This window comes from Agrobacterium sp. ST15.13.013 (assembly GCF_027956525.1).
In the GTDB taxonomy this organism is placed as follows: domain Bacteria; phylum Pseudomonadota; class Alphaproteobacteria; order Rhizobiales; family Rhizobiaceae; genus Agrobacterium; species Agrobacterium salinitolerans.
Map to the genome: position 1 here is coordinate 163626 of NZ_JAQKGP010000007.1, position 25218 is coordinate 188843.

The 25218-nt window shown below is 60.5% G+C and carries 16 protein-coding genes; 14 read left to right on the forward strand and 2 right to left on the reverse strand.

Annotated features, from left to right (window positions below):
* Window positions 1-151 precede the first annotated feature (151 nt).
* The 4 genes from PL597_RS09875 (at window position 152) to PL597_RS09890 (ending at window position 6306) form a co-directional block, all read left to right on the forward strand.
* Window positions 152-1228 carry an efflux RND transporter periplasmic adaptor subunit gene (locus PL597_RS09875; RefSeq protein ID WP_173991151.1) on the forward strand — a complete coding sequence of 359 codons (1077 nt, stop codon included), beginning with the start codon at window positions 152-154 and terminating at the stop codon, window positions 1226-1228.
* Window positions 1228-2313 (forward strand): efflux RND transporter periplasmic adaptor subunit, encoded by a 1086-nt coding sequence (locus PL597_RS09880; protein WP_142913490.1) that lies wholly within the window; start codon window positions 1228-1230, stop codon window positions 2311-2313. Before PL597_RS09875 ends, PL597_RS09880 begins: the two co-directional genes overlap by 1 nt.
* Window positions 2310-5381: an efflux RND transporter permease subunit gene (locus PL597_RS09885; protein WP_271365048.1), complete on the forward strand. Its 3072-nt coding sequence runs from the start codon at window positions 2310-2312 to the stop codon at window positions 5379-5381. Before PL597_RS09880 ends, PL597_RS09885 begins: the two co-directional genes overlap by 4 nt.
* A gap of 208 nt (window positions 5382-5589) precedes the next feature.
* On the forward strand, window positions 5590-6306 hold the full coding sequence (locus PL597_RS09890) for a FadR/GntR family transcriptional regulator (protein ID WP_137411365.1): 717 nt from the start codon (window positions 5590-5592) through the stop codon (window positions 6304-6306).
* Here the strand turns inward: PL597_RS09890 and PL597_RS09895 are convergent.
* The gene (locus PL597_RS09895; RefSeq protein ID WP_271365049.1) at window positions 6275-7702 is read right to left on the reverse strand and encodes an aspartate ammonia-lyase; all 1428 of its coding nucleotides are present in this window, start codon (window positions 7700-7702) and stop codon (window positions 6275-6277) included. The two genes, PL597_RS09890 and PL597_RS09895, sit on opposite strands and share 32 nt — an antisense overlap.
* Before the next feature lie 270 nt (window positions 7703-7972).
* Between PL597_RS09895 and PL597_RS09900 the strand changes: the two genes are divergently transcribed.
* From PL597_RS09900 to PL597_RS09940, 9 genes are all read left to right on the forward strand, one after another.
* Window positions 7973-9424: an amino acid permease gene (locus tag PL597_RS09900; protein ID WP_271365050.1), complete on the forward strand. Its 1452-nt coding sequence runs from the start codon at window positions 7973-7975 to the stop codon at window positions 9422-9424.
* Window positions 9421-10374 carry an asparaginase gene (locus tag PL597_RS09905; RefSeq protein ID WP_271365051.1) on the forward strand — a complete coding sequence of 318 codons (954 nt, stop codon included), beginning with the start codon at window positions 9421-9423 and terminating at the stop codon, window positions 10372-10374. The genes PL597_RS09900 and PL597_RS09905 overlap by 4 nt, the downstream gene beginning before the upstream one ends.
* Before the next feature lie 374 nt (window positions 10375-10748).
* Entirely contained in the window at window positions 10749-10838 is a 90-nt protein-coding gene (kdpF, locus tag PL597_RS09910; RefSeq protein WP_003506089.1) for a K(+)-transporting ATPase subunit F, read from the forward strand.
* A gap of 34 nt (window positions 10839-10872) precedes the next feature.
* Window positions 10873-12576, forward strand: a complete 1704-nt coding sequence (gene kdpA, locus PL597_RS09915; RefSeq protein WP_077983519.1) for a potassium-transporting ATPase subunit KdpA — start codon at window positions 10873-10875, stop codon at window positions 12574-12576.
* A gap of 9 nt (window positions 12577-12585) precedes the next feature.
* Window positions 12586-12750 carry a hypothetical protein gene (locus PL597_RS09920; protein WP_162854292.1) on the forward strand — a complete coding sequence of 55 codons (165 nt, stop codon included), beginning with the start codon at window positions 12586-12588 and terminating at the stop codon, window positions 12748-12750.
* A gap of 44 nt (window positions 12751-12794) precedes the next feature.
* Complete coding sequence (gene kdpB, locus PL597_RS09925) at window positions 12795-14879, forward strand: potassium-transporting ATPase subunit KdpB (RefSeq protein ID WP_077983518.1); 2085 nt, start codon at window positions 12795-12797, stop codon at window positions 14877-14879.
* Between the two features lie 12 nt (window positions 14880-14891).
* A complete protein-coding gene (gene kdpC, locus PL597_RS09930) occupies window positions 14892-15458 on the forward strand; it encodes a potassium-transporting ATPase subunit KdpC (RefSeq protein ID WP_269823829.1) in 567 nt (188 codons plus the stop codon).
* Window positions 15459-15513: 55 nt separating this feature from the next.
* Window positions 15514-18216 carry a sensor histidine kinase gene (locus PL597_RS09935; RefSeq protein ID WP_142913485.1) on the forward strand — a complete coding sequence of 901 codons (2703 nt, stop codon included), beginning with the start codon at window positions 15514-15516 and terminating at the stop codon, window positions 18214-18216.
* A gap of 48 nt (window positions 18217-18264) precedes the next feature.
* Entirely contained in the window at window positions 18265-18954 is a 690-nt protein-coding gene (locus PL597_RS09940) for a response regulator transcription factor (RefSeq protein ID WP_077983515.1), read from the forward strand.
* Window positions 18955-18984: 30 nt separating this feature from the next.
* Here PL597_RS09940 and PL597_RS09945 read toward each other — a convergent pair whose 3' ends face one another.
* Window positions 18985-20037 (reverse strand): threonine aldolase family protein, encoded by a 1053-nt coding sequence (locus PL597_RS09945; RefSeq protein ID WP_077983514.1) that lies wholly within the window; start codon window positions 20035-20037, stop codon window positions 18985-18987.
* A 370-nt stretch (window positions 20038-20407) separates the two neighbouring features.
* On the opposite strand from PL597_RS09945, the gene gltB reads away from it, so the two are divergent.
* Window positions 20408-25153, forward strand: coding sequence for a glutamate synthase large subunit (gene gltB, locus PL597_RS09950; protein ID WP_271365052.1), 4746 nt, complete (start codon window positions 20408-20410; stop codon window positions 25151-25153).
* The last annotated feature ends 65 nt before the right edge of the window (window positions 25154-25218 follow it).

Sequence of the window (25218 nt, forward strand, 5' to 3'; positions counted from 1 at the left end):
CGCCCGCAGGTATGTGCCGGACGACGAGGGAATGATCATTCGGGAACCCGTGCGGATGCTCCGGACAGCTCCTCGATCAGCAGCATAAGAATTTCATTGACTATTCAGTCAGTCAAATATTATAGGATGAGGCGAAAATCAAGAGGTCACCATGAGAACCATTCTTATCGCGGCGGCGCTTGGCGGCATTTTCGCCCTGTCGTCCTGCAGCAATGACGAGCCGCCCGCCGAAAAGCCGCTTCGCACCGTCGATGTGGTCGCGGTTGAGAAAAAGCCCGTCGATCGCGGTAGCGTCATCACGGGCGAAGTAAAGGCGCGGGTCCAAACGGATCTGTCCTTCCGGGTCAGCGGCAAGATCACCGAGCGGCTGGTGGATGTGGGCGCACGGGTCAAGACCGGGCAATTGCTTGCCCGCATGGATCCCGAAGAGCAAAAGGCCGATCTCGATGTCGCCTTGGCCAACCTGCAATCTGCGGAGGCGCAGCAGACGCAGGCGCAATTGACGTTCGATCGTCAACAAAGCCTTTTCAAGACGCAGGTGACCTCGCGTTCGGCGGTCGACAAGGCCCAGGAAACCCTGCTCACGACGCAGGGTGCGGTGAGATCGGCGCAGGCGCAGCTCGATACGGCGCGCGATGCCCTGTCCTACACCGAACTCAGGGCGGATGCGGATGGCGTCATCACGGCGCGTAATGTCGAGGTCGGCCAGGTGGCGCAGGCCGCCCAGCTCGTCTTCACGCTGGCGCATGACGGGCCGCGCGATGCGGTCTTCGACGTTTATGAATCCCTGTTCCTCGAGCGCGATATCGATAATCTCGTCAATGTCAGCCTCCTGTCGGATCCCACCCACAGAATTGCGGCGCCGGTACGGGAGATTTCGCCGACTATCGACCCCGACAATGGAACGATCAGGGTCAAGGTGGGCCTGAACGGCGACATGACCATGCCGCTCGGCGCGCCCGTTTCCGGCCATTTCCGTTTCGAACAGATCGATGCGATTGAGCTTCCGTGGTCGGCGATGACGTCGCAGGACGGCCTGCCTGCCGTCTGGGTGGTCGATCCGCAATCTTCGGAAATCGCCATGCGGCGTGTCGAGGTCGCCGACTACGAGACGGGTCAATTCGTCGTCGCACAAGGGCTCAATCCCGGCGAACTTGTGGTCACCGTTGGTACCAAATTTCTCCGCGCCGGCGAAAAGGTCGCCTATGAAAAGGGGCAGGCACAATAATGTCCAGTATATACAGAAGCTTGTTTTTGGCGGTTGCGGCCATTGCGGTTTCCTCCTGCGAGGAGAAGCAGGAAGCCGCCGCCGAGGCGCCGCGTCCGGTGCTTTCCGTTGTCGTGGAAGAGAAGTCGGCCGACGCCCTGCGGCTGACCGGCACGGTGGAATCGCGCATTCAGACCGATCTCGGCTTTCGCGTTCTCGGGCGCATTATCGCGCGCAATGTCGATGTCGCCGATCTGGTAAAGAAAGGTGATGTGGTCGCGTCGATCGATCCGCTGGCGCTGGAGCTTGCGGTGAAGAGCGCGCAGTCCGACCTTTCCAATGCGGAAGCGCAGCTCGCCAATGCAATAACGACCGAGCAGCGCCAGCGCGTGTTGGCGGAGGCCCGCAGCGGCACGGAGGCCGCGCTGGAAGAAGCCCAACAGGCAACACGCACCGCCAACGCCGCCGTCGCCAAGGCCCGCGCCAATCTGGACAAAGCCGAGGAGCAGCTGGGCTATGCGCAGCTGCATGCGGAATTTGACGGCGTGGTTACGGGGACTTCGGGCGAAATCGGTCAGGTTGTCTCGGCCGGCCAGACAGTCGTGACCATCGCTCGCCCGGAAGTGCGCGATGTGGTGGTCGACGTTCCGCAATTTGCGGCGCAGCGCCTGGAGATCGGCTCCGCCTTCGAGATCGCCCTGCAGCTCGATCCGAAAATTCGAACCACCGGCGTGGTGCGCGAGATCGCTCCGGAAGCCGAAACGGCGACGCGCACGCGCCGCACGAAGATCAGCCTGCAGGATGCGCCGTCGGCATTCCGGCTCGGCTCCGTTGTCACGGCTTCGGTGCTTGCCGCATCCGAACCGCAGATCATGCTTCCGTCATCGGCCCTGCTGAAAACCGACAATGGCTGGGGTGTCTGGATCGTCAATGCCGAAACGGCGACGGTAACGCTCCGCACGGTCAAGATAGATGGCGAGCCTGCTGAAGGCGGCAACGTGCGCATCACCGGCGGTGTCAAGCCCGGCGAGCGCGTCGCCAGCGCCGGCGTTCACAAGCTCAAGGATGGACAGGCCATCAGGATCGATCAGGAGGTCCGTCAGTGAAGAAATTCAACCTTTCCGACTGGGCGCTCGAGCACCGTTCGCTCGTCTGGTACTTCATGCTGGTTTTCGTTCTTGCCGGCGTTTTCTCCTATATCAACCTTGGTCGCGAGGAAGATCCGAACTTCACCATCAAGACGATGGTGATCAGCGCGCAATGGCCAGGCGCTTCCGCCGAAGAAGTGGCGCGGCAGGTGACCGACAGGATCGAGAAGAAGCTCGAGGAACTCGACAATCTCGATCATCTGCGCAGCCAGACGGTGGCCGGCCGCACGACGATCTTCGTGGAGTTGGTGCCGGAAACCAAGGCGCGCAACGTCGAACCGACATGGTTGCGGGTGCGCAACATGATCGGCGATATCAAGGGCGATTTCCCCTCGGGCGTTGTCGGTCCCTTCTTCAACGACCGTTTCGGCGATGTCTATGGAAATATCTACGCTTTCACCAGCGATGGTCTCAGCCAGCGACAATTGCGCGATCTGGTGGAGGATGCCCGTGCGAAGGTGCTGACTGTCGACAATATCGGCAAGGTCGATGTCATCGGCGCGCAGGACGAAACGATCTATCTGGAGTTCTCCACGCGGAAGATCGCGGCGCTTGGCATCGACCAGCAGTCGATCATCAAGACGCTGCAATCACAGAACGCCGTCACGCAATCCGGTTTCGTCAATGCCGGGCCAGAGCGCGTGGCGCTGCGTGTCAGCGGCCAGTTCACTTCGGAAGACAGCCTGCGGTCCATCAATCTGCGGGTCAACAACCGGTTCTTCCCGCTGACGGAAGTGGCAACGATCCGGCGTGGTTATGTCGATCCGCCATCCTCGCTCTTCCGCTTCAACGGTCAGCCGGCCATCGGCCTTGCAATCGGCATGAAAACCGGCGCAAACCTGCTGCACTTCGGCGAGGCGCTGGATGCGCAGATGAAGCGGGTGGTGGCGGATCTGCCGGTTGGTGTCGATGTGCATCGCGTGTCCGATCAGCCGGCCGTGGTCGATGAGGCGGTCTCGGGCTTCACCTCGGCGCTGTTCGAGGCCATCGCCATCGTTCTTGTCATCAGCTTCATCAGCCTTGGTCTCAGGGCCGGCATGGTGGTTGCCGTTTCCATTCCGCTCGTGCTGGCGATCACCTTCGTCTACATGGAATATACAGGTATTTCGCTGCAACGTATCTCGCTCGGCGCCCTCATCATCGCACTCGGGCTTCTTGTCGACGATGCGATGATTGCCGTCGAGATGATGGTCGCGCGGCTCGAGGTCGGAGACGATCTCAGGAAAGCGGCGACCTATGTTTATACCTCGACCGCTTTCCCGATGCTGACCGGAACGCTGGTCACTGTCGCCGGCTTCATTCCGGTCGGTCTCAACAACAGCGCGGCGGGTGAATTCACCTTCACGCTCTTTGTGGTGATCGCCGTTTCGCTGATCGTGTCATGGATCGTCGCGGTTCTGTTCACGCCGTTGCTCGGTGTGACGATCCTGCCGAAGACGATGAAATCGCACCATGAGAAAAAGGGTCGTTTTGCCTCCGCCTTTTCCTGGCTTCTCGGCCGGGCGCTGCGCTGGCGCTGGGTGACGATCGTCGCTACGGTTGCGTTGTTTGCCCTGTCCATTGGCGGCATGGGCCTTGTGCAGCAGCAGTTCTTCCCGTCTTCCGACCGCGTGGAGCTGATCGTCGACTGGAACCTGCCGCAGAACAGCTCCATTGCCGAAACCAACCGGCAGATGGCCAAGTTCGAACAGGAAATGCTGGCCAACAATCCGGATGTCGATCACTGGACAAGTTATGTTGGTGAGGGCGCACCGCGCTTCATCCTGTCTTTCGACGTTCAGACGCCTGACGTCACCTTCGGTCAGACGGTCATCGTCACCAAGGGGCTGGATGTGCGCGACAAGGTGCGCATCGAGTTGCAGGACTATCTGAACAAGACTTTTATCGGCACCGACGCCTTCGTGAAATTGCTCGATATCGGCCCTCCCGTCGGGAAACCGGTTCAATATCGCCTGAGTGGACCCGATATCCAGAAAGTCCGCGAGCTTGGACAGCAATTGTCGGGCGTCGTCAGCGAAAACCGGCTGCTGTCCAACATGGTCATGGACTGGAACGAGCCGACGCGCGTGGTCAAGGTCGATGTTCTGCAGGACAAGGCCCGCCAGCTCGGCGTCTCCTCGGAAGACATCGCCAATGCCATGAACAGCATTGTCGAAGGCTCCACCGTCACGCAGGTGAGAGACGATATCTACCTCGTCAACGTGGTGGCGCGGGCGCAGATGTCCGAGCGCGGCTCCATCGAGACGTTGCAGAACCTGCAATTGCCGGCGACCAACGGCAAGGCCGTCCCGCTTTCGGCGATCGCCAATTTCCGCTATGAGCTGGAGCAGCCGGCCATCTGGCGTCGCGACCGAATCCCGACTGTCACGGTCAAGGCCGCCATTATCGGCCCAACGCAGCCGGCCACGATTGTGGAGCAGCTGAAGCCGAAGATCGAGGCGTTCCAGAAAACGCTTCCCGTCGGCTACACGCTGGAGACGGGTGGCTCGGTGGAATCCAGCGCGGATTCGCAGGCGCCGATTGTCGCTGTTGTGCCCATGATGCTGTTTGCTATGGCGACGATCCTGATGATCCAGCTGCAAAGCTTCAGCCGGCTGTTCCTTGTATTCGCCGTCGCGCCGACTGCCCTGATCGGTGTCGTGGTGGCGTTGCTCTTCTCCAATGCGCCGATGGGCTTCGTCGCCATCCTCGGTGTGCTGGCGTTGATCGGCATCCTGATCCGCAACTCGGTCATTCTCGTCGTGCAGATCGAGCATCTGAGAAGCGAAGGGGTTTCGGCCTGGCGGGCGGTCATCGAGGCGACCGAGCACCGCATGCGGCCAATCATGCTGACGGCGGCGGCAGCCACACTTGCCCTCATTCCCATATCCCGGGAGATTTTCTGGGGGCCGATGGCCTATGCCATGATGGGTGGTATCGTGGTGGGTACGGCGCTGACGCTGCTTTTCCTGCCGGCGCTCTATGTCGCGTGGTTCCGGATTCCGCGCGAGGATGACAAGCCGGAAGGACACGACGTCACGGCCTGATACTAGAAAAGGAGTGAGGGCGTTACCTCATCATTCCCATAAAAATATCCGCCGTCGTTGTTCCCATGGGCAGGATAATGTTAGGAAGGTCGGCTTAGCTGCGAGAGCGGCGGCCGTCCTTTCGTTTTCGGACGCCGCATGATCTTGCATATCGAATCCGTATGTCGCCGATATTGCGGATCACATTGGGGTGCCGGAGGGCTTGAAGATGGGCGGGTTGTCGGATTGGCTTGCGGATGCGCAGCCGATCAATCGCAAGAATGCCGCAGAAGCGGTGTTCGATGATATCCGTTCCGCCATCACTTCGGGGCAGCTTGCGGTCGGCACCCGGCTGCCTTCCGAAGCCCATCTGGCCGCCCGATATGGCGTCAGCCGACCGATTGTTCGCGAGGCTTTGCGGTCTCTCCAGACCCTGGGGCTGACACAGACCCGCACCGGAAGCGGCACCTATGTGATGACGCCGACGCCGCCTTCCGAATTGAATTACGGCGCCTATTCCGCCCGCGATCTGATCGAGGCTCGCCCTTTCATCGAGGTTCCCGCGGCCGGTTGGGCGGCGTTGAGGCGGACCGACGCCCAACTGGCGGTCTTGCTTGATCTTTGCGGCCGGATGGAAGCCGAAGAAAGGCCGCATCCCTGGGTGCTGCTGGATGGTCAATTTCATTGCGCCATTGCGGAAGCTTCGGCCAACAGGCTGTTCGCCAAGGTGGTGGCCGACGCCCGTGAGGCGCTGTCCCAACAGTCAGAGATGGTCAACCTTATGGCCGGTCGCCGCGTGGCCTCGAATTTCGAGCACCGCCGGATCGTCGAGGCGATCCGGCGGGGTTCAGCGCCTGAGGCGCGGCAGGCGATGGAGCTTCACCTTGGGCAGGTGAAACAGGTGGTGACGACGATCATTGGCGAAGATCGGCTTCGCCAGCCGTGAGGGCGGGCAGGTTGGCAAGGTGCCGCGGGCTCAGCGCCTGCTGCAATTGTGCGTTCGTTAGATAACCGCGTTCCAGAACCACTTGCGGCACCGTGCGGCCGCTGGCAAGCGCTTCCTTGGCCACTTCTGTCGCCGCATAATAGCCGATCAGCGGGTTGAGCGCGGTGGCGAGGCCAATGGATTCTTCCACGCGCTGCGCCATGATCGCCGGATTGGCGACGATGCCGTCGACGCAGCGTTCCGCCAAGGTGCGGCAGGCGGCGCTGAGTTGGCTGATGCTCTGTGAAAGCGCGCGCACGATGATCGGCTCGAAAGCGTTCAGCTGCAACTGCCCGGCTTCGGCGGCCATGGTGATGGTGATGTCATTGCCGATCACCGCATAGGCCACCTGGTTGACCACTTCGGGAATGACCGGATTGATCTTGCCCGGCATGATGCTGGAACCCGCCTGGACGGAGGGCAGGGTGATCTCACCGATGCCGGCGCGCGGACCGGAGGAGAGCAGGCGAAGGTCGTTGCAGGTCTTCGACAGCTTGACGGCAACGCGTTTCAGCACGCCGGAAAGGTGCACGAAGGCACCGGGGTCCTGTGTGGCTTCGATCAGGTCGGCAGCCGTCACGAGCGGCCTTCCCGTCAGTTCCGCCAGATGCTGGCAGGCGAGCGCTGCATAACCGCGCGGTGCATTCAGCCCGGTGCCGATGGCGGTGGCGCCAAGATTGATTTCGTGCAGGAGTGCTGCGGATTCGATGAGACGCGCCTGATCTTCTCCCAGCATCACCACGAAGGTACGGAATTCCTGGCCGAGCGTCATCGGCACGGCGTCCTGCAATTGGGTGCGGCCGATCTTGATGAAGCCGGCAAATTCCTGCGCCTTGCGGTCGAAAGCGTCCTTCAGAACGCCCATGGAAGCCGCCAGATCATCGATCGCCTCGATCAGGCCGACATTGATCGCGGTCGGATAAGCGTCGTTGGTCGATTGGCTGAGATTGACATGGTCATTCGGGTGAAGACGGGCATAATCACCTTTTTCGTGGCCGAGCAGTTCAAGCGCGCGGTTGGCGATCACCTCATTGGCATTCATGTTGGTGGAGGTGCCGGCGCCGCCCTGGATTTCATCCACCACGAATTGCTCGTGCAGCGCGCCGGCGCGGATTTCGCGGCAGGCTTCCGCGATCGCTTCCATGCGCTCCTTGTCCAGCAGGCCAAGTTCGTGATTTGCGCGTGCGGCCGCCTCCTTCACATAGGCCAGTCCCCGGACGAGATAAGGGTTGTGGCCTATGGTCACCCCGGTGATCTTGAAGTTTTCCGCAGCGCGCGCCGTGTGCACGCCCCAATAGACATCCGCCGGAATTTCCTTCGTCCCGAGCAAATCATGCTCCTTGCGCGTCACGCTCACTTTTTCCTCCACTGGCTTTTAAGTGTTGTAATATCTGTAAAGCTGTCTTACAGATTTTTTGACCTTAAACTTGGTGGAGGAGAAGGTCAATCATGTCGAATGCCCTTGACGAGCGGCATTATCTGCCATTATGACGGCAAAAATCTGTCATGCAGCTTTACAGCATGCATGCATTCGCTGGCCATAGTTCCAGCATTGGGGACGACGCCGGTTCCACTTTGATTTCCGGCTTATTGCCGACTACAAGCGTTTTATCGGGAGGATAAATCCATGCATTCTGGAAAAACGGCACCCGCCGAACGTGAGGTCTTCGTCGAAGAGGATCTCGGTTATCATAAAGCCCTGAAGCCGCGCCAAATCCAGATGATCGCCATCGGCGGCGCCATCGGCACGGGTCTGTTTCTGGGTGCCGGTGGGCGTCTCGCGCAGGCTGGTCCGGCGCTGGTTTTCGTTTATGCGCTTTGCGGCTTCTTCGCGTTTCTGGTGCTGCGCGCGCTCGGTGAGCTGATCATGCATCGCCCGAGCTCCGGTTCCTTTGTGTCCTATGCGCGCGAGTTCTACGGCGAGAAGATGGCCTTTGCAGCCGGCTGGATGTATTGGCTCAACTGGGCCATGACCTCGGTGGCCGATGTCACCGCCGTTGCGCTTTATATGAATTTCTTCAAGCAATACGTGCCGTGGCTTGCGGGTATCGACCAGTGGGTCTTCGCGATGACGGCGCTGGTGGTGGTGCTGGCGATGAACATGCTGTCGGTGAAGGTGTTCGGCGAACTGGAGTTCTGGTTCAGCCTGATCAAGGTTCTGGCTCTCGCGATCTTCCTCGTCGTCGGCATTTATTTCGTCATTTTCGGTACGCCCATCGAGGGCCACGTCACCGGCTTCAGCCTCATCACTGACAATGGCGGCTTTTTCCCTAACGGTATTCTTCCAGCCTTCGTCATCATTCAGGGTGTGGTTTTTGCCTATGCGTCGATCGAGTTGATTGGTACGGCAGCAGGCGAAACCGAAGACCCGCGCAAGGTCATGCCGCGCGCCATCCGCGCGGTGGTTCTGCGCCTCGTCGTCTTTTACGTCGGCTCCGTGCTGCTGTTCACGCTGCTTCTGCCCTATACCGCCTACAAGGCCGGCGAGAGCCCCTTCGTCACCTTCTTCGGCTCCATCGGTGTAGAGGGCGCTGACGTGATCATGAACCTCGTCGTGCTGACAGCCGTGCTCTCCTCGCTCAATGCCGGCCTGTATTCCACAGGCCGCATTCTCCACTCCATGGCAGTTTCCGGTTCGGCTCCGGCAGCGCTCGCAAAGATGAACAAGAACGGCGTGCCCTATGGGGGCATCGCGGTTACCGCCGTCGTTACCGTATTCGGCGTCGCGCTCAATGCCGTTGTCCCCTCCGCCGCGTTCGAAATCGCACTTAACCTGTCAGCGCTTGGCATCATCTGCGCCTGGGCCGTTATCGTGCTCTGCCAGCTGAAGCTCTGGCAGCTGTCGCAGCGCGGTGAGATCGTGCGTCCGGATTTCCGCATGTTCGGCGCGCCCTATACCGGCATCCTCACACTCATCTTCCTTTTCGGTGTCCTTGTGCTGATGGCGTTTGACTATCCTGTCGGCTCCTGGACCATCGCCTCGCTGATTGTCATCATTCCAGCGCTCGTCATCGGCTGGTATCTGTTGCGTGAGCGCATCTACCGCCTCGCGGACGAGCGTGCGGGAGCGATACAGTGAGCGGGCAGGGCGCAATGCCTCTGGTGGCGGTCATCGCCACCGGCGGCACCATCGCCAGCCGGCGTGGCGTCGATGGCGCAAGCCAGCCCAGCCTTTCGGGTGAGGACCTGCTGGCGCTGGTTCCGCAGATCAACGCCCGGCTGAAGCCGGTCGATTTGATGGCGAAGGATTCCTCAAGCCTGACATTGGCGGACATGCAGCGCATCAGTGATGCGGTGGGAATGGAGCTTGATGATCCCGCCGTTGCCGGCATCGTGGTTCTGCATGGCACCGACGCCATGGAGGAATCCTCGCTGCTCGTACATTTGCAGCGGGCCATCACAAAGCCGGTGGTCTTCACCGGCGCGCAGTTTACCGCAGACCATAAGGACGCGGACGGACCGGCCAATCTGGCCAAGGCCATAGAAACAGCGCTCGATCACGCGAATGCCGCAAAAGGTGTGCTCCTTTCCTTCGGCGGCCGCTGTCTGCCGGCCTGGGGGCTTTACAAGCTGAGCGCGGACGAGGCGGATGCCTTCCGCTCGGCCCGGCCAATGGTGGCTGCCGCAACGCTGCGGCTTTCCGCCCCGGTAACCGATCAGCGCGTCGATATCGTCGCCATTTATCCCGGCTGTGACGCCACCCATATCGATGCAAGCCTGCAGGTGGGCGCGAAAGGCATCGTTCTTGCCGCACTTGGTTCCGGCAATGCCAATCCGCGTATCGCCGAAGCCGTGAAGCGCTGCGCAGAACGCGGCGTTCCCGTCATCGTTTCCAGCCGCGTGCCGGAAGGGCGGCTCGTGGCAAGTTACGGCGGCGGTGGCGGCGGGCATGACCTTGTCGCAGCGGGCGCCGTGCATTCATCCACCCTTCGTCCCGGACAGGCCCGCATTTTGCTGGCCGCGCTGCTTGCCAGTAAAAGCCCGGCGGAAACCATCGTTTCCGCTTTCGGTGACAGCCGGCTTGCTTAGAGCACTTCCAGGAAAAGTGGACCCCGGTTTCCCGTCCGGAGATGCGTCAAGACTCTAAGTAGCGGTAGCGATGCCCGCAACCGGCGGGCATAAAATTCCTATAGGATTCCTATTTTATTCCATCTGTGGCCGTCTCGAACCTTTATGCGGTTCGGGTGCATTCTTCTGTTCGGGAAGGGATGGTGTTCCCTTTCCAGCCAGAAAGATTGAAAAGCGACGTCCCACATGACGGCGCTTTTCTTCCTGTACGGCTCCTCGATTAAAAAGGAGTCCCATCGATGATGGATGTTGTTCTGATCGGTGCAGCCACGGTGTTTTTCGCCCTCTGCTTTGCCTATACGCGCGCCTGCGACCGGCTTTAGACGGAGGCTGCGATGACATTCGACTATATCTTGAGCGGTGCTGTCACGGTCTTTATCGCCGCCTATCTCACCTATGCTCTCATTCGCCCCGAACGCTTCTGATCGGGAAGCGGCGGCTATTGAAAGTTAAAGTACCATGACCCTCAATGGATGGTTTCAGATTCTGCTGTTTTGCGGGATCATTTTTGCGCTGGTGAAGCCGCTCGGCTTCTATATGGCGCGCGTCTTTAATGGCGACCGCACCCTGCTGTCGCCGGTTCTCGCACCCGTAGAGCGTGGCCTCTATGCCCTTGCAGGAACAAGCGAGCGCGAGGAACAGCACTGGACGACTTATGCTTTCTCCATGCTTCTCTTCAACCTCTTCGGCTTTGCCCTGCTTTACGCCTTGATGCGCTTTCAGGCCGTGCTGCCCTACAATCCGCAGGCGATGCCGGCCGTCGGGCCTGAATTGTCCTTCAATACGGCGGTCAGCTTCGTCACCAACACCAACTGGCAGAACTATGGCGGGGAAAGCACCCTGTCCTATCTGACCCAGATGGCCGGTCTCACCGTGCAGAACTTCGTCTCCGCCGCAACAGGCATGGCCATAGCCATCGGCCTCATCCGCGCTTTTTCGCGTGCTTCCGGCAAGGCGATCGGCAATTTCTGGGTGGATATGGTCCGCGCGACCCTCTACGTGCTTTTACCCTTCTGCATCGTGCTGACCCTCGTTTACGTCTGGCTCGGCGTGCCACAGACGCTCGGCGCCTATGTGAATGCGCAGACGCTGGAAGGCGCAAAGCAGACCATTGCCGTCGGGCCCGTGGCGTCGCAATTGGCGATCAAGATGTTGGGCACCAATGGCGGCGGCTTCTTCAGTGCCAATTCCGCGCACCCGTTCGAAAACCCCAACGCCATTTCCAACATGATCCAGATGGTGTCGATCTTCGCCATCGGGGCAGCCTTCACCAATGTTTTCGGCCGCATGGTCGGCAACCAGCGTCAGGGCTGGGCGATCCTCGCCGCCATGGGCGTGCTGTTCATCGCCGGCGTCGCCGTCACCTATTGGGCGGAAGCGGCTGGAAATCCGCTGATGCATGGCTTCGGTCTTGCCGGCGGCAATATGGAGGGCAAGGAGGCCCGTTTCGGCGTGGCGCTCTCGTCGCTCTTCGCGGTCATCACCACCGCGGCCTCGTGCGGTGCGGTCAATGCCATGCATGGCAGCTTCACGGCGCTGGGTGGTCTAATCCCGCTTATCAATATGCAACTGGGCGAAGTGATCGTCGGCGGTGTCGGCGCTGGTTTTTACGGCATTCTGCTCTTCATCGTCATCGCCATCTTCGTGGCGGGGCTGATGGTCGGGCGGACGCCGGAATATCTCGGCAAGAAGATCGAGGCCAAGGAAATGAAGATGGCGGTTCTGGCCATTCTCTGCCTGCCGCTCGCCATGCTTTTCTTCACGGCAATGGCCACTGTTCTGCCTTCGGCCGTGGCGTCGATAGGAACGGCGGGGCCGCACGGCTTCTCCGAAATCCTCTATGCCTATACCTCGGCGGCCGCCAATAACGGCTCCGCCTTCGGCGGGCTTACCGGCAATACGACCTGGTACAACATCACGCTTGGTTTCGGCATGTTGATGGGCCGTTTTCTGGTTATCATTCCAGCACTCGCCATTGCCGGTTCCTTGGTCGCCAAGAAGACCGTTCCGGCCTCGGCTGGCACCTTCCCGACGGATGGCCCGCTTTTCGTTGGTCTGCTGGTCGGCACGATCCTGATTGTCGGCGGCCTTACCTTCCTGCCTGCGCTGGCACTCGGCCCCGTTGCCGAACATCTGGCGATGGCGGTAGGCCAGGTCTTCTGAGGTGATGCCATGAACGACGACAAATCCCGAAGTAACCGCGTCGTTTCCATCCGGAAAGGCGCTCCCGGCAGGGGGAGCGCGACGCCCGGCGGCTGGTGCGCTTCCAATGTCATTCTCGCGATGATGGCGGCTCTTGTCGCCGCCGTCGTCGCTCTCGAAGTTATCACGGGCTGATCGATCTTTATCGGTCGCCCCGTTTCAAACGCTGGAGCCTCTTCATGAGCCAGTCCAAACAAGCGAGCATCCTTGATTCTCGCATTCTCGTTCCGGCCATCGCCGCCGCATTCAAAAAACTCAATCCGCGCACATTGGCCCGCAACCCGGTCATGTTCGTGGTCGCGACGGTGTCGGTGCTGACAACAGTGCTGTTCATCCGCGATTTCATCATGGGTGGCGACAATCTCGGGTTTTCCTTCCAGATCAATCTCTGGCTCTGGTTCACCGTATTGTTCGCCAATTTCGCGGAAGCCGTCGCCGAAGGGCGCGGCAAGGCGCAGGCGGATTCACTGCGCCGGACCCGCACCGAAACCCAGGCGAAACTGCTCACCGGCGATGACCGCAGCCAGTATAAGATGGTGGCGGGCGCCGGCCTGAAGGTGAACGATGTCGTTCTCGTCGAGGCCGGCGATATCATTCCCTCCGACGGAGAGGTTATCGAAGGTGTCGCCTCCGTCAACGAGGCGGCAATCACCGGCGAATCCGCTCCCGTCATCCGTGAATCCGGCGGTGATCGCTCTGCCGTCACCGGCGGTACGCAGGTGCTGTCGGACTGGATCAGGGTTCGCATCACGGCCGCTGCGGGCTCCACCTTCCTTGACCGGATGATTTCGCTGGTTGAGGGTGCTGAACGCCAGAAGACGCCGAACGAGATCGCGCTCAACATTCTGCTCGCCGGCATGACGCTGATTTTCGTGCTGGCCACCGCGACCATTCCGAGCTTTGCATCCTATGCCGGCGGTTCCATCCCCATCATCGTGCTGGTGGCGCTGTTCGTGACGCTTATCCCCACCACTATCGGTGCTCTTCTCTCCGCCATCGGCATTGCCGGTATGGACAGGCTGGTGCGTTTCAACGTGCTCGCCATGTCCGGCCGCGCCGTCGAGGCGGCCGGCGATGTGGATACGTTGTTGCTGGACAAGACCGGCACCATCACGCTTGGTAACCGGCAGGCAACCGAATTCCGCCCCGTTGCCGGCGTTTCCGAGCAGGAACTGGCCGATGCAGCGCAGCTTGCCTCCCTTGCCGACGAAACGCCGGAAGGCCGTTCCATCGTGGTTCTCGCCAAGGAAAAATACGGCATCCGCGCCCGTGACATGCAGAAACTGCATGCGAATTTCGTACCCTTCACCGCCCAGACCCGCATGAGCGGTGTCGATTTTGAGGGCTCCTCCATCCGCAAGGGCGCAGTCGACGCCGTTCTCGCCTACGTCAACGGCGGCGCTTCGCAACAGGGCAATGCGGCGGTTGCCGTCAAAACCGAAACGGACGCCGCACGCGGCATCCGGACAATTGCGGAAGAGATCGCCAAGACAGGCGGCACGCCGCTCGCCGTCGTGCGGGATGGAAAGCTGCTCGGCGTCGTGCAGCTGAAGGATATCGTCAAGGGTGGCATTCGCGAGCGTTTCGCGGAGCTTCGGCGCATGGGCATCCGCACCGTGATGATCACCGGCGACAATCCGATGACGGCCGCCGCCATCGCAGCGGAAGCCGGCGTCGATGATTTCCTCGCCCAGGCGACACCGGAAAACAAGCTGGAGCTTATCCGCGAGGAACAGGCCAAGGGCAAGCTTGTCGCCATGTGCGGCGATGGCACCAACGACGCGCCGGCGCTGGCGCAGGCCGATGTCGGCGTTGCCATGAATACCGGCACGGTGGCTGCACGTGAGGCGGGCAATATGGTCGATCTCGACAGCGACCCCACCAAGCTCATCGAGATCGTCGAAATCGGCAAGCAATTGCTGATGACGCGCGGTGCGCTGACGACGTTCTCCATCGCCAACGATATCGCAAAATATTTTGCCATCATCCCGGCAATGTTCCTGGCGCTTTATCCGCAGCTTGGCGTCCTGAACGTGATGGGGCTCTCGACACCGCAGAGCGCCATCCTCTCTGCCATCATCTTCAACGCGCTCATCATTATCGCGTTGATCCCGCTGTCGCTGAAAGGCGTCAAATATCGGCCGATCGGCGCGGGCGCGCTGCTGTCGCGCAATCTGGTCATCTATGGCTTCGGCGGCATCATCGTTCCCTTCATCGGCATCAAGGCCATCGACCTCACTATTACGGCGCTCGGTCTTGCTTGAGGAGTAAAGACAATGTTTAGACAGTTTCGTCCCGCACTGGTGCTGATCCTTGCCACCACGGCCATCACCGGCCTCGCCTATCCGCTGGGCATGACGGGCCTCGCACAGGCGATCTTTCCCGTTCAGGCGAATGGCAGCCTGATCGAGAAGAATGGCACTGTCGTCGGATCGCAATTGATCGGGCAGGCTTTCACCGGCGAGAAATATTTCCATGGCAGGCCGTCGGCCGCCGGCGACGGCTACAATGCTGCTTCGTCTTCCGGCTCCAACCTCGGTCCGACGAGCGCAAAGCTCATTGACCGGGTGAAGCAGGATTACGAGGCGGCGAAAACCGAAAATCCGACAGCTGAGGTGCCGGCCGATCTGGTGACGGCCTCGGGCAGCGGCCTTGATCCGCATGTTTCGCCAGAGGCCGCCTATTTCCAGGTTCCGCGTGTCGCCAGGGCAAGGGGCATGGATGAGGCCGCACTTCGCGCTATCGTAGAACGACATGTGGAAGGACCGGAACTCGGATTTATGGGAGAGCCGGTCGTGAATGTGCTGGCGCTCAACATGGCTCTTGACGCAGCCGGCTCATGAACTGAAATGGCTATGGCTTGTTCGCAAGCCATAGCCTCGACCACTGGTGGGTTCAATGCCTGACGATATCAGCAATATGCCAAGCCGACCATCGCCCGATGCGCTGCTGGAACACGCCCGGCGCGAGGCGCGGGGCCGGCTGAAGATTTTTTTAGGGGCGGCGCCCGGCGTCGGCAAGACCTATGAAATGCTGATGTCCGGCCGTGCGAAGCTCGCGGATGGTGTCGACACCGTCATCGGCGTTGTGGAAACGCACGGCCGCAAGGAAACCGAAACGCTGGTGCAGGGCTTCGAGATCGTTGCGCGAAAGCGCATCGACTATCGCGGCCAGACGCTGGAGGAGATGGATCTCGACGCCATTCTCGCCCGTCGTCCCGCCTTGGTTCTGGTCGATGAACTTGCCCACACCAATGCCGCCGGCAGCCGCCACCCCAAGCGCTACATGGACGTTCAGGAAATTCTGGCGCAGGGAATCGACGTCTATACGACGCTGAACATCCAGCATGTCGAAAGCCTGAACGATGTCGTTGCGCAGATCACCCGCATCCGTGTTCGTGAAACGGTGCCCGATAGCATCATCGACCGGGCCGACGATGTCGAAATAATCGATATTACGCCAGACGATCTGATCAAACGGCTGCAGGATGGCAAGGTTTACCTGCCCCGCACCGCCCGGCGTGCCATCGAGAATTATTTCTCGCGCGGCAATCTGACGGCGCTGCGGGAGCTTGCGCTCCGGCGCACCGCGCAACGGGTGGATGAGCAATTGCTCAACCACATGCAGTCTCACGCCATTTCCGGCCCTTGGGCGGCAGGAGACAGGGTTCTGGTCTGCCTTGACCATGGCAGCAACGGCCCGGGGCTGGTGCGTTATGCCCGCCGGCAGGCGGATCGCCTACGCGCGCCCTGGACGGCACTGCATCTCGATACGCCGCGTTCGCAACAATTGTCAGAGTTGGAGAAGGACCGGCTGGCTGGCGCGATGCGGCTTGCCCAGCAGCTCGGCGGCGAGACGGTGACCCTGCCGGCGCTTGATCTCACGCGGGAAATCGTCTCCTACGCCAACGCCAATAATTTCACCCACATCATCATCGGCCGCCCGCGAAAATCCTGGTGGCAGCGGATTTTTCAGCGTTCGCTGACGCATGATCTGATCGACCATGCGGGCGATATCAGCGTTCATGTCATTTCCGGCGATAAAAAAGAAGAGAAACTGGGCCAGGCCGCAAAGCCGGCCTCGGCGCAATCGCATCCTTCTATACGACCCTATCTTAACAGCACCCTGTTCGTCGGTTTGGCGATCGTGGCCGGCATCGTGCTGGACCAGACACTCGATGTCAGAAATCTGGCGCTGGTGTTCCTGATGGCGGTTCTGGCCGCCGCCGTACGCGGCGGGCTGGGGCCAGCGCTTTATGCTTCCCTGCTCGGCGCTTTTGCATTCAATTTTTTCTTCCTCGAGCCGCGTTACACCCTGACTGTTCGCGATCCGGAAAGTGTCGTGGCGCTGCTGTTTTATCTCGGCGTGGCGCTTGTCGCCTCCAATCTCACGGCGGCCGTGCAAAGACAGGCCGCCGCCGCGCGGGCAAGAGCGCGAACGACGGAAGATTTATATCTGTTCTCCAAGAAGCTTTCGGTGACGGGAACGCTGGACGACGTGCTGTGGGCGGCTGCTTTCCAGATGGCCTCGATGCTGAAGGTTCGGATCGTTCTGCTTTTACCGGAAAACAATACGATCATGGTCAAGGCGGGATATCCGCCGGACGATACGCTGGGGGATGCCGATATTGCCGCCGCGCAATGGGCCTGGGAACATAACAAGGCCGCTGGCAGGGGCGCGGATACGCTTCCTGGCGCCAAACGTCTTTACCTGCCCCTGCGCACCGGCAGCGGCGCCGTCGGCGTGGTGGGACTGGACGATGACCGGCTCGGTCCGCTTCTGACGCCGGAACAGCAGCGGCTGTTCGATGCCCTGGCCGATCAGGCGGCGCTCGCTATCGAGCGAATCCAGCTTGTCTCGGATGTCGACCGGGCAAGGCTTGCGGCGGAAACCGACCGGCTGCGCACCGCGCTCCTGACGTCCATTTCCCACGACCTTAAAACACCGCTTGCGGCCATTCTGGGTTCGGCCGGAACGTTGAAGGATTTCGCCGAGGACATCCCGCCGGATGCGCGCGCCGAACTGCTTTCGACGATCATTGAGGAATCCGAGCGGCTGAACCGGTTCATCTCCAATCTTCTTGATATGACGCGGATCGGCTCGGGCGCGATGGAGCCGAATTACGGTCTGCATTTCTTGGGCGATATGGTTGGAACCGCGCTGTCGCGCGCCGCCAAAATCGTCGCCAGGCATGAGATTGTTCTGGATATTCCCTCCGACCTGCCGATGCTGAAGGTCGATCCCGTGCTTTTCGAACAGGTCCTGTTCAATCTCATCGACAATGCCGCCAAATACGCTCCCGAACATACCGCCATCGAGATTCGCGGCTGGCGGCAGGGCAAGAATATCTTCCTCTCCGTGGCCGATGCGGGACCGGGTATTCCACCTGACGATACGGAGCGGGTGTTTGACAGCTTCTACCGCGTGCGCAAGGCGGATCATGTGCAGGCCGGAACCGGCCTGGGACTATCCATCTGCAAGGGGTTTATCGAGGCCATGGGCGGTTCGATCCACGCGGAAAACAGGTCAGGCCGTACCGGTGCGCAATTTACCGTCAGTCTGCCGATTTCCTCCGGAGCTCCGGTGATCGATCATGATTAAGGCGCGATTGCCGACGACAAGCGATCATGCCGCTGAAGGAGATCGGGAATGACCAATTCCGCCGTTCGTATTCTAATCGTCGACGACGAACCGCCGATCCGCAAGCTTTTGCGTGTAGGGCTGTCGACCCAAGAATATGCGGTGAGCGAGGCGATGAATGCCAAGGTCGCCATGGAGTTGGTCAGCGAGGACAAGCCCGATCTCGTCGTTCTCGATCTCGGCCTGCCGGATATGTCGGGGCATGATCTTCTGGCGAAATGGCGCGGCGAAGGGCTGGCGCTGCCGGTCATCATCCTCTCCAGCCGCACGGATGAGGCGGGTATCGTCAAGGCGCTGGAGCTGGGGGCCGATGACTACATCACCAAGCCTTTCGGCATGAACGAACTCGTCGCCCGCATCCGTGTCGCCCTGCGCCATCGTCTGCAAAGCCAGGGGGAGAGGCCGGTGTTTCAGACCGGTGATCTTTCCGTCGATCTGGTCAGGCGTATCGTCAAGGTGGAGGACCGGGAGGTGAAGCTCTCACCCAAGGAGTATGACATCCTGCGGGTTCTGGTACAGCATGCCGGGAAGGTTTTGACCCATCGTTTCCTGCTTGAACATGTGTGGGACGAATTGACCGACGTGCAATATTTGCGCGTCTATGTGCGCCAGCTTCGGCAGAAGATCGAAAAAACCCCGGATCAGCCGCGCTATATCCTGACGGAAACCGGTGTCGGTTACCGGCTGCAGGAGGTGTGAGGGCGCCGCAAGGCGACGCCCTGCGATAGTTTAAACGGCGGCGCAGATCGACAGGAATTCGTCCACATCGGCTTCTGTCGTGGCAAAGCTCGTGACCATGCGGATCAGCACTTCGTCCTTGCCGACATTTTCCGGCATATCGCGCGGCTCCAGCCAGTCATAGAACTTTGCACCCTTTGCCGTGGCGGCTTCTGCGGCGGCCTTTGGAAGAATAGCGAAAACTTCATTGGCCTGAGTCGGCCATGCAAGGCGGGCGCTGTTCAGCGAAGCGAAACCGGCACGCAGACGATTGGCCATGGCGTTGGCGTGGCTGGCGAGACCGAGCCAGAGGTCGTCCTGCAGATAGGCCTCGAATTGCGCGGCGATGAAACGCGATTTCGAGAAAAGCTGGGCGGTGCGCTTGCGCAGGAAGGAGAAATCCCTGGCGAGCGAGGGATCGAAGAAGACGATCGCTTCCGCACACCAGCAGCCATTTTTCGTGCCGCCGAAAGACAGGACGTCGACGCCGCGTTTCCAGGTCATTTCGGCGGGTGTGGTGCCGAGTGCGGCCAGCGCATTGGCGAAACGCGCGCCATCCATATGCAGCGGCAGGCCATTGTCTTTTGCGATTTTGGCGATGGCATCGATTTCATCGAGTGTGTAGACCGTGCCGGCCTCGGTCGCCTGCGTCATGGTGATGGCTGCGGCGCGGCCGTGATGCACGGCATCCTGCGGATAACGCGCAATACGCTCAATGAGGTTCTCCGGCAGCATCTTGCCGTTCGGCCCCTCGACGGCGACCATGCGCATGCCGGAAAAGAAATCCGGCGCGCCGCACTCGTCCTCGATCACATGCGCTTCGGAGTGACAGAAGGTCAGGCCGCCGGCGCGGGCGATGCTGGCCAGCGAGAGCGAATTGGCCGCCGTGCCGGTGGCGACGAAAAACACCGCGACTTCGCGTTCGAAAATCTCGTTGAAGCGCTTTTCGATGGAAAGATCGAGTTCGCTGGTGCCATAAGCCGCGGCAAAGCGTGTGGATTCCCGCGAAAGCCGTTCGTTGACGGCCGGATGGGCGCCAGCCCAATTGTCTGAAGCAAAAAACATCTCTGAAGGCTTTCCGATAGCTGAGGTTCTGTTCGGGCTGTTCGAAGCGATAACGGGGAAAGTTCTAGGTCGGAACATTGAGATTGGCAAATCCGGTAATGAAAGCAACGGGTCGACCTGCTTTGCGACAAGAAAGTTTCGCGCAATAGGTCAGTATCGAAACTTCGCTGCGAAATGCGGCTTTCACTAATTGGATTCGCACCCTTGCTAAATCCGCCCGTTTCTGCCAAAATCCTACTGAATTGAGACAGCTTTGCTGTCCTAAATTGACCAAAGCCGGGTTGAATGCGAGTTTTGCGGGAAGCGAAAATTCGTGTCGAGCCGGATCTTCGCATGAAACCATGCAAGTAATTTTGCAGGAGGGACACAAATGACGAACAAGCCGCAGGCGAACATCGCCGCCGCCACCCTGACCACAGACTGTCCCACCGCGGCTGCGGCCGCGCCCGTTTCTGCGAAAGCGCGTTTCGCGGGCGGTTTGCCGGAAAGGCAGGGTCTTTACGATCCGGCTAATGAACATGATGCCTGCGGCGTCGGCTTCGTTGCCCATATGAAGGGCCAAAAGTCGCACCAGATCGTCAAGGACGGCCTGTTCATCCTGGAAAACCTCACACATCGTGGCGCTGTCGGCGCTGATCCGCTTATGGGTGATGGTGCGGGCATTCTGGTGCAGATTCCTGATCGTTTCTTCCGTGAGGAGATGGCGACGCAGGGCGTGACGTTGCCGAAGGCGGGTGAATACGCCGTCGGCCATATCTTCATGCCGCGCGATCCTTCCCGCATCGAGCACTACAAGAAGGTCATCGTCGACGTTATCGGCGAAGAGGGGCAGCAGTTCCTCGGCTTCCGCGATGTGCCGGTCGATAATTCCTCGCTCTCCAAGGCGCCGGATATCGCCGCGACCGAACCGCACCACGTGCAGGTCTTCATCGGCGCCGGCCGCGATGCCGCGAGCAATGCCGATTTCGAGCGCAAGCTGTTCCTGATCCGCAAGGTTCTCTCCAACCGCATCTATGACGAGGGCGGCGGCAAGGAAACGCAGGATTTCTATCCCGTTTCTCTCTCCTCCTCGACCATCGTCTACAAGGGCATGTTCCTCGCCTATCAGGTGGGCGCCTATTACAAGGATCTCGCCGATCCGCGCTTCGAATCCGCTGTCGCCCTCGTGCACCAGCGTTTTTCGACCAACACCTTCCCGTCCTGGAAACTGGCGCACCCTTACCGAATGGTCGCCCATAACGGCGAAATCAACACGCTGCGCGGCAACGTCAACTGGATGGCGGCGCGTCAGGCGTCGGTTTCCTCCGCGCTGTTCGGCGATGACATCTCCAAGCTCTGGCCGATTTCCTACGAGGGTCAGTCGGATACGGCCTGCTTCGACAACGCGCTCGAGTTCCTCGTGCGCGGCGGTTATTCCATGGCCCATGCCGTGATGATGCTGATCCCGGAAGCCTGGGCCGGCAACCAGTCCATGTCCGCCGAACGCAAGGCGTTCTACGAATATCATGCAGCGCTGATGGAACCGTGGGACGGTCCGGCTGCCGTCGCCTTCACCGACGGCAAGCAGATCGGCGCAACGCTCGACCGTAACGGTCTGCGCCCGGCGCGTTATCTCGTCACTGATGACGACCGTGTCATCATGGCGTCCGAAGCCGGCACGCTGCCGGTGCCGGAGGAGCGCATCGTCAAGAAGTGGCGTTTGCAGCCGGGCAAGATGCTGCTGATCGACATGGAAAAAGGCGCGATCATTTCCGATGAGGACGTGAAGCACGAGCTTGCCGCCAAGCATCCTTACCGCACCTGGCTCGACCGCACCCAGCTCATCCTTGAAGATCTGAAGCCGGTGGAGCCGCGCGCGCTGCGCCGCGACGTGTCGCTGCTCGACCGTCAGCAGGCCTTCGGTTACACGAGCGAAGACACCAAGCTCCTGATGTCGCCGATGGCGACGACCGGCCAGGAAGCCATCGGCTCCATGGGCACCGATACGCCGATTTCGGCCATGTCGGACAAGTCGAAGCTGCTTTACACCTATTTCAAGCAGAACTTCGCGCAGGTCACCAACCCGCCGATCGATCCGATTCGCGAAGAGCTCGTCATGAGCCTCGTCTCGTTCATCGGTCCACGCCCGAACCTGCTCGATCACGAAGGGGCAGCCCGCGCCAAGCGTCTGGAAGTGCGCCAGCCGATCCTGACCAATGGCGATCTGGAAAAGATCCGTTCCATCGGCCACACGGAAGACCGCTTCGATACCAAGACGCTCGACTTCACCTATGATGTGGAGCGCGGTGCGGAAGGCATGCCTGACATGCTCGAACGCCTCTGCGAGCGGGCGGAATCGGCCGTTCGTGGCGGTTACAACATTATCGTTCTTTCCGACCGCCAGCTTGGCCCTGATCGCATCGCGATCCCGGCACTTCTGGCGACGGCCGCCGTGCACCATCACCTGATCCGCAAGGGTCTGCGCACCTCTGTCGGCCTCGTCGTGGAAACCGGTGAGCCGCGCGAAGTCCATCATTTTTGCCTGCTTGCCGGTTATGGTGCCGAGGCGATCAATCCCTATCTCGCCTTCGATACCCTGCTCGACATGCACAAGCACGGCGCCTTCCCGAAGGAAGTGTCCGACGACGAAGTCGTTTATCGTTACATCAAGGCTGTCGGTAAGGGCATCCTGAAGGTCATGTCCAAGATGGGCATTTCCACCTACCAGTCCTATTGTGGCGCTCAGATTTTCGATGCCGTCGGCCTGTCGTCGCAATTCGTCGAGAAATATTTCTTCGGCACCGCTACCTCCATCGAAGGTGTGGGCCTGACGGAAATCGCCGAAGAAACCGTGGCGCGCCACACGGCGGCTTTCGGCAAGGATCCGATCCTTGCCAATACGCTCGATATCGGCGGTGAATATGCCTATCGCATGCGCGGCGAAAGCCACGCCTGGACGCCGGATGCGGTTGCCTCGCTGCAACATGCGGTGCGCGGCAACAGCCAGGACCGCTACCGCGAATTTGCCGGCATGGTGAATGAGACGGCGTTGCGCATGAACACCATTCGCGGCCTGTTCAACATCAAGTCTGCGGAAGCGCTCGGTCGCAAGCCTGTTTCCATCGATGAGGTCGAACCCGCGGCAGACATCGTCAAGCGGTTCTCGACGGGCGCCATGTCCTTCGGCTCCATCAGCCGCGAGGCGCATACGACGCTCGCCATCGCCATGAACCGCATTGGTGGCAAGTCCAACACGGGTGAGGGCGGCGAAGAATCCGACCGTTATCTGCCGTTGCTCAATGGCAAGCCGAACCCGGAACGCTCTGCCATCAAGCAGATCGCGTCTGGTCGTTTCGGTGTGACGACGGAATATCTGGTCAATGCCGATATGCTTCAGATCAAGGTCGCGCAGGGTGCCAAGCCCGGCGAAGGCGGCCAGCTGCCCGGCCACAAGGTGGATGCGACGGTTGCCAAGACCCGCCACTCCACACCGGGCGTCGGTCTCATCTCGCCGCCGCCGCATCACGATATCTATTCCATCGAAGATCTGGCGCAGCTGATCTATGACCTGAAGAACGTCAATCCGGAAGCCGATGTTTCGGTGAAGCTGGTGTCGGAAGTCGGTGTCGGCACGGTTGCGGCCGGTGTCGCCAAGGCGCGCGCCGACCACATCACCGTTTCCGGTTTCGATGGCGGCACGGGTGCTTCGCCGCTCACCTCGCTCAAGCACGCGGGCAGCCCTTGGGAAATCGGCCTTGCCGAAACCCAGCAGACACTGGTGCTGAACGGCCTTCGCTCGCGCGTCGCGCTGCAGGTGGATGGTGGTCTGAAGACCGGCCGTGACGTCATCATCGGCGCGCTTCTGGGTGCTGATGAATTCGGCTTTGCAACCGCGCCGCTGATTGCGGCCGGCTGCATCATGATGCGCAAGTGCCACCTGAACACTTGCCCCGTGGGCGTCGCCACGCAGGACCCGGTTCTGCGCAAGCGCTTCAAGGGCACGCCGGAACACGTCATCAACTACTTCTTCTTCGTTGCCGAAGAAGTGCGCGAAATCCTCGCCTCGCTGGGCGTGACCAAGCTGGACGAGATCATCGGCGCTTCGGAACTGCTCGAAAAGGATGAGATGCTGGCGCACTGGAAGGCAAAGGGGCTGGATTTCAGCCGCATCTTCCACAAGGTCGAGGCTCCCAAGGAAGCGACCTTCTGGACCGAACGCCAGAAGCATCCGATCGACGACATTCTCGACCGCAAGCTGATCGAGAAGTCTCTGCCGTCGCTGGAAAACCGCGAGCCCGTGGTCTTCGAAGTACCGATCAAGAACGTCGATCGTTCCGCCGGTGCCATGCTTTCGGGCGCGTTGGCGAAGCGCTGGGGCCATAAGGGTCTCAAGGACGATACGATCCATGTGACGCTGCGGGGCACGGCGGGGCAATCCTTCGGTGCGTTCCTCGCCCGCGGCATCACCTTCGATCTGGTGGGTGACGGCAACGATTATGTCGGCAAGGGTTTGTCAGGTGGCCGTATCATCGTGCGCCCGCCGGAAAATACCCGGATTATTGCGGAAAACTCGATCATCGTCGGCAATACCGTGCTTTATGGTGCGATCACCGGCGAGTGTTATTTCCGCGGTGTGGCGGGTGAGCGCTTTGCGGTGCGTAACTCCGGTGCCGTTGCTGTTGTCGAAGGTGTCGGCGATCACGGTTGTGAATATATGACCGGCGGTATCGTCGTCGTTCTCGGTGAAACGGGCCGTAACTTCGCGGCCGGCATGTCCGGCGGCGTGGCTTATGTTCTCGACGAGAAGGGCGACTTTGCCACCCGCTGCAACATGGCCATGGTCGAGCTGGAGCCGGTTCCGGAAGAAGACGACATGCTGGAAAAGCTGCACCATCACGGCGGCGACCTCATGCACAAGGGACGTGTGGACGTTTCCGAGGACATGACGCGCCACGACGAGGAGCGCCTCTACCAGCTGATTTCCAATCACTTCCACTACACCAACTCTGCACGCGCCAAGGATATACTCGACCGCTGGAGCGAGTTCCGTCCGAAATTCCGCAAGGTCATGCCGGTCGAATACCGTCGTGCGCTTGAGGAAATGGAGCGCATGCGCATGGGCGTGGCGGCGGAGTAATCCGCCGCGTGAGGATACTACACCAACTGGTCTCGCTGATGATCGCGGTCGCCGTTCCCATGGCG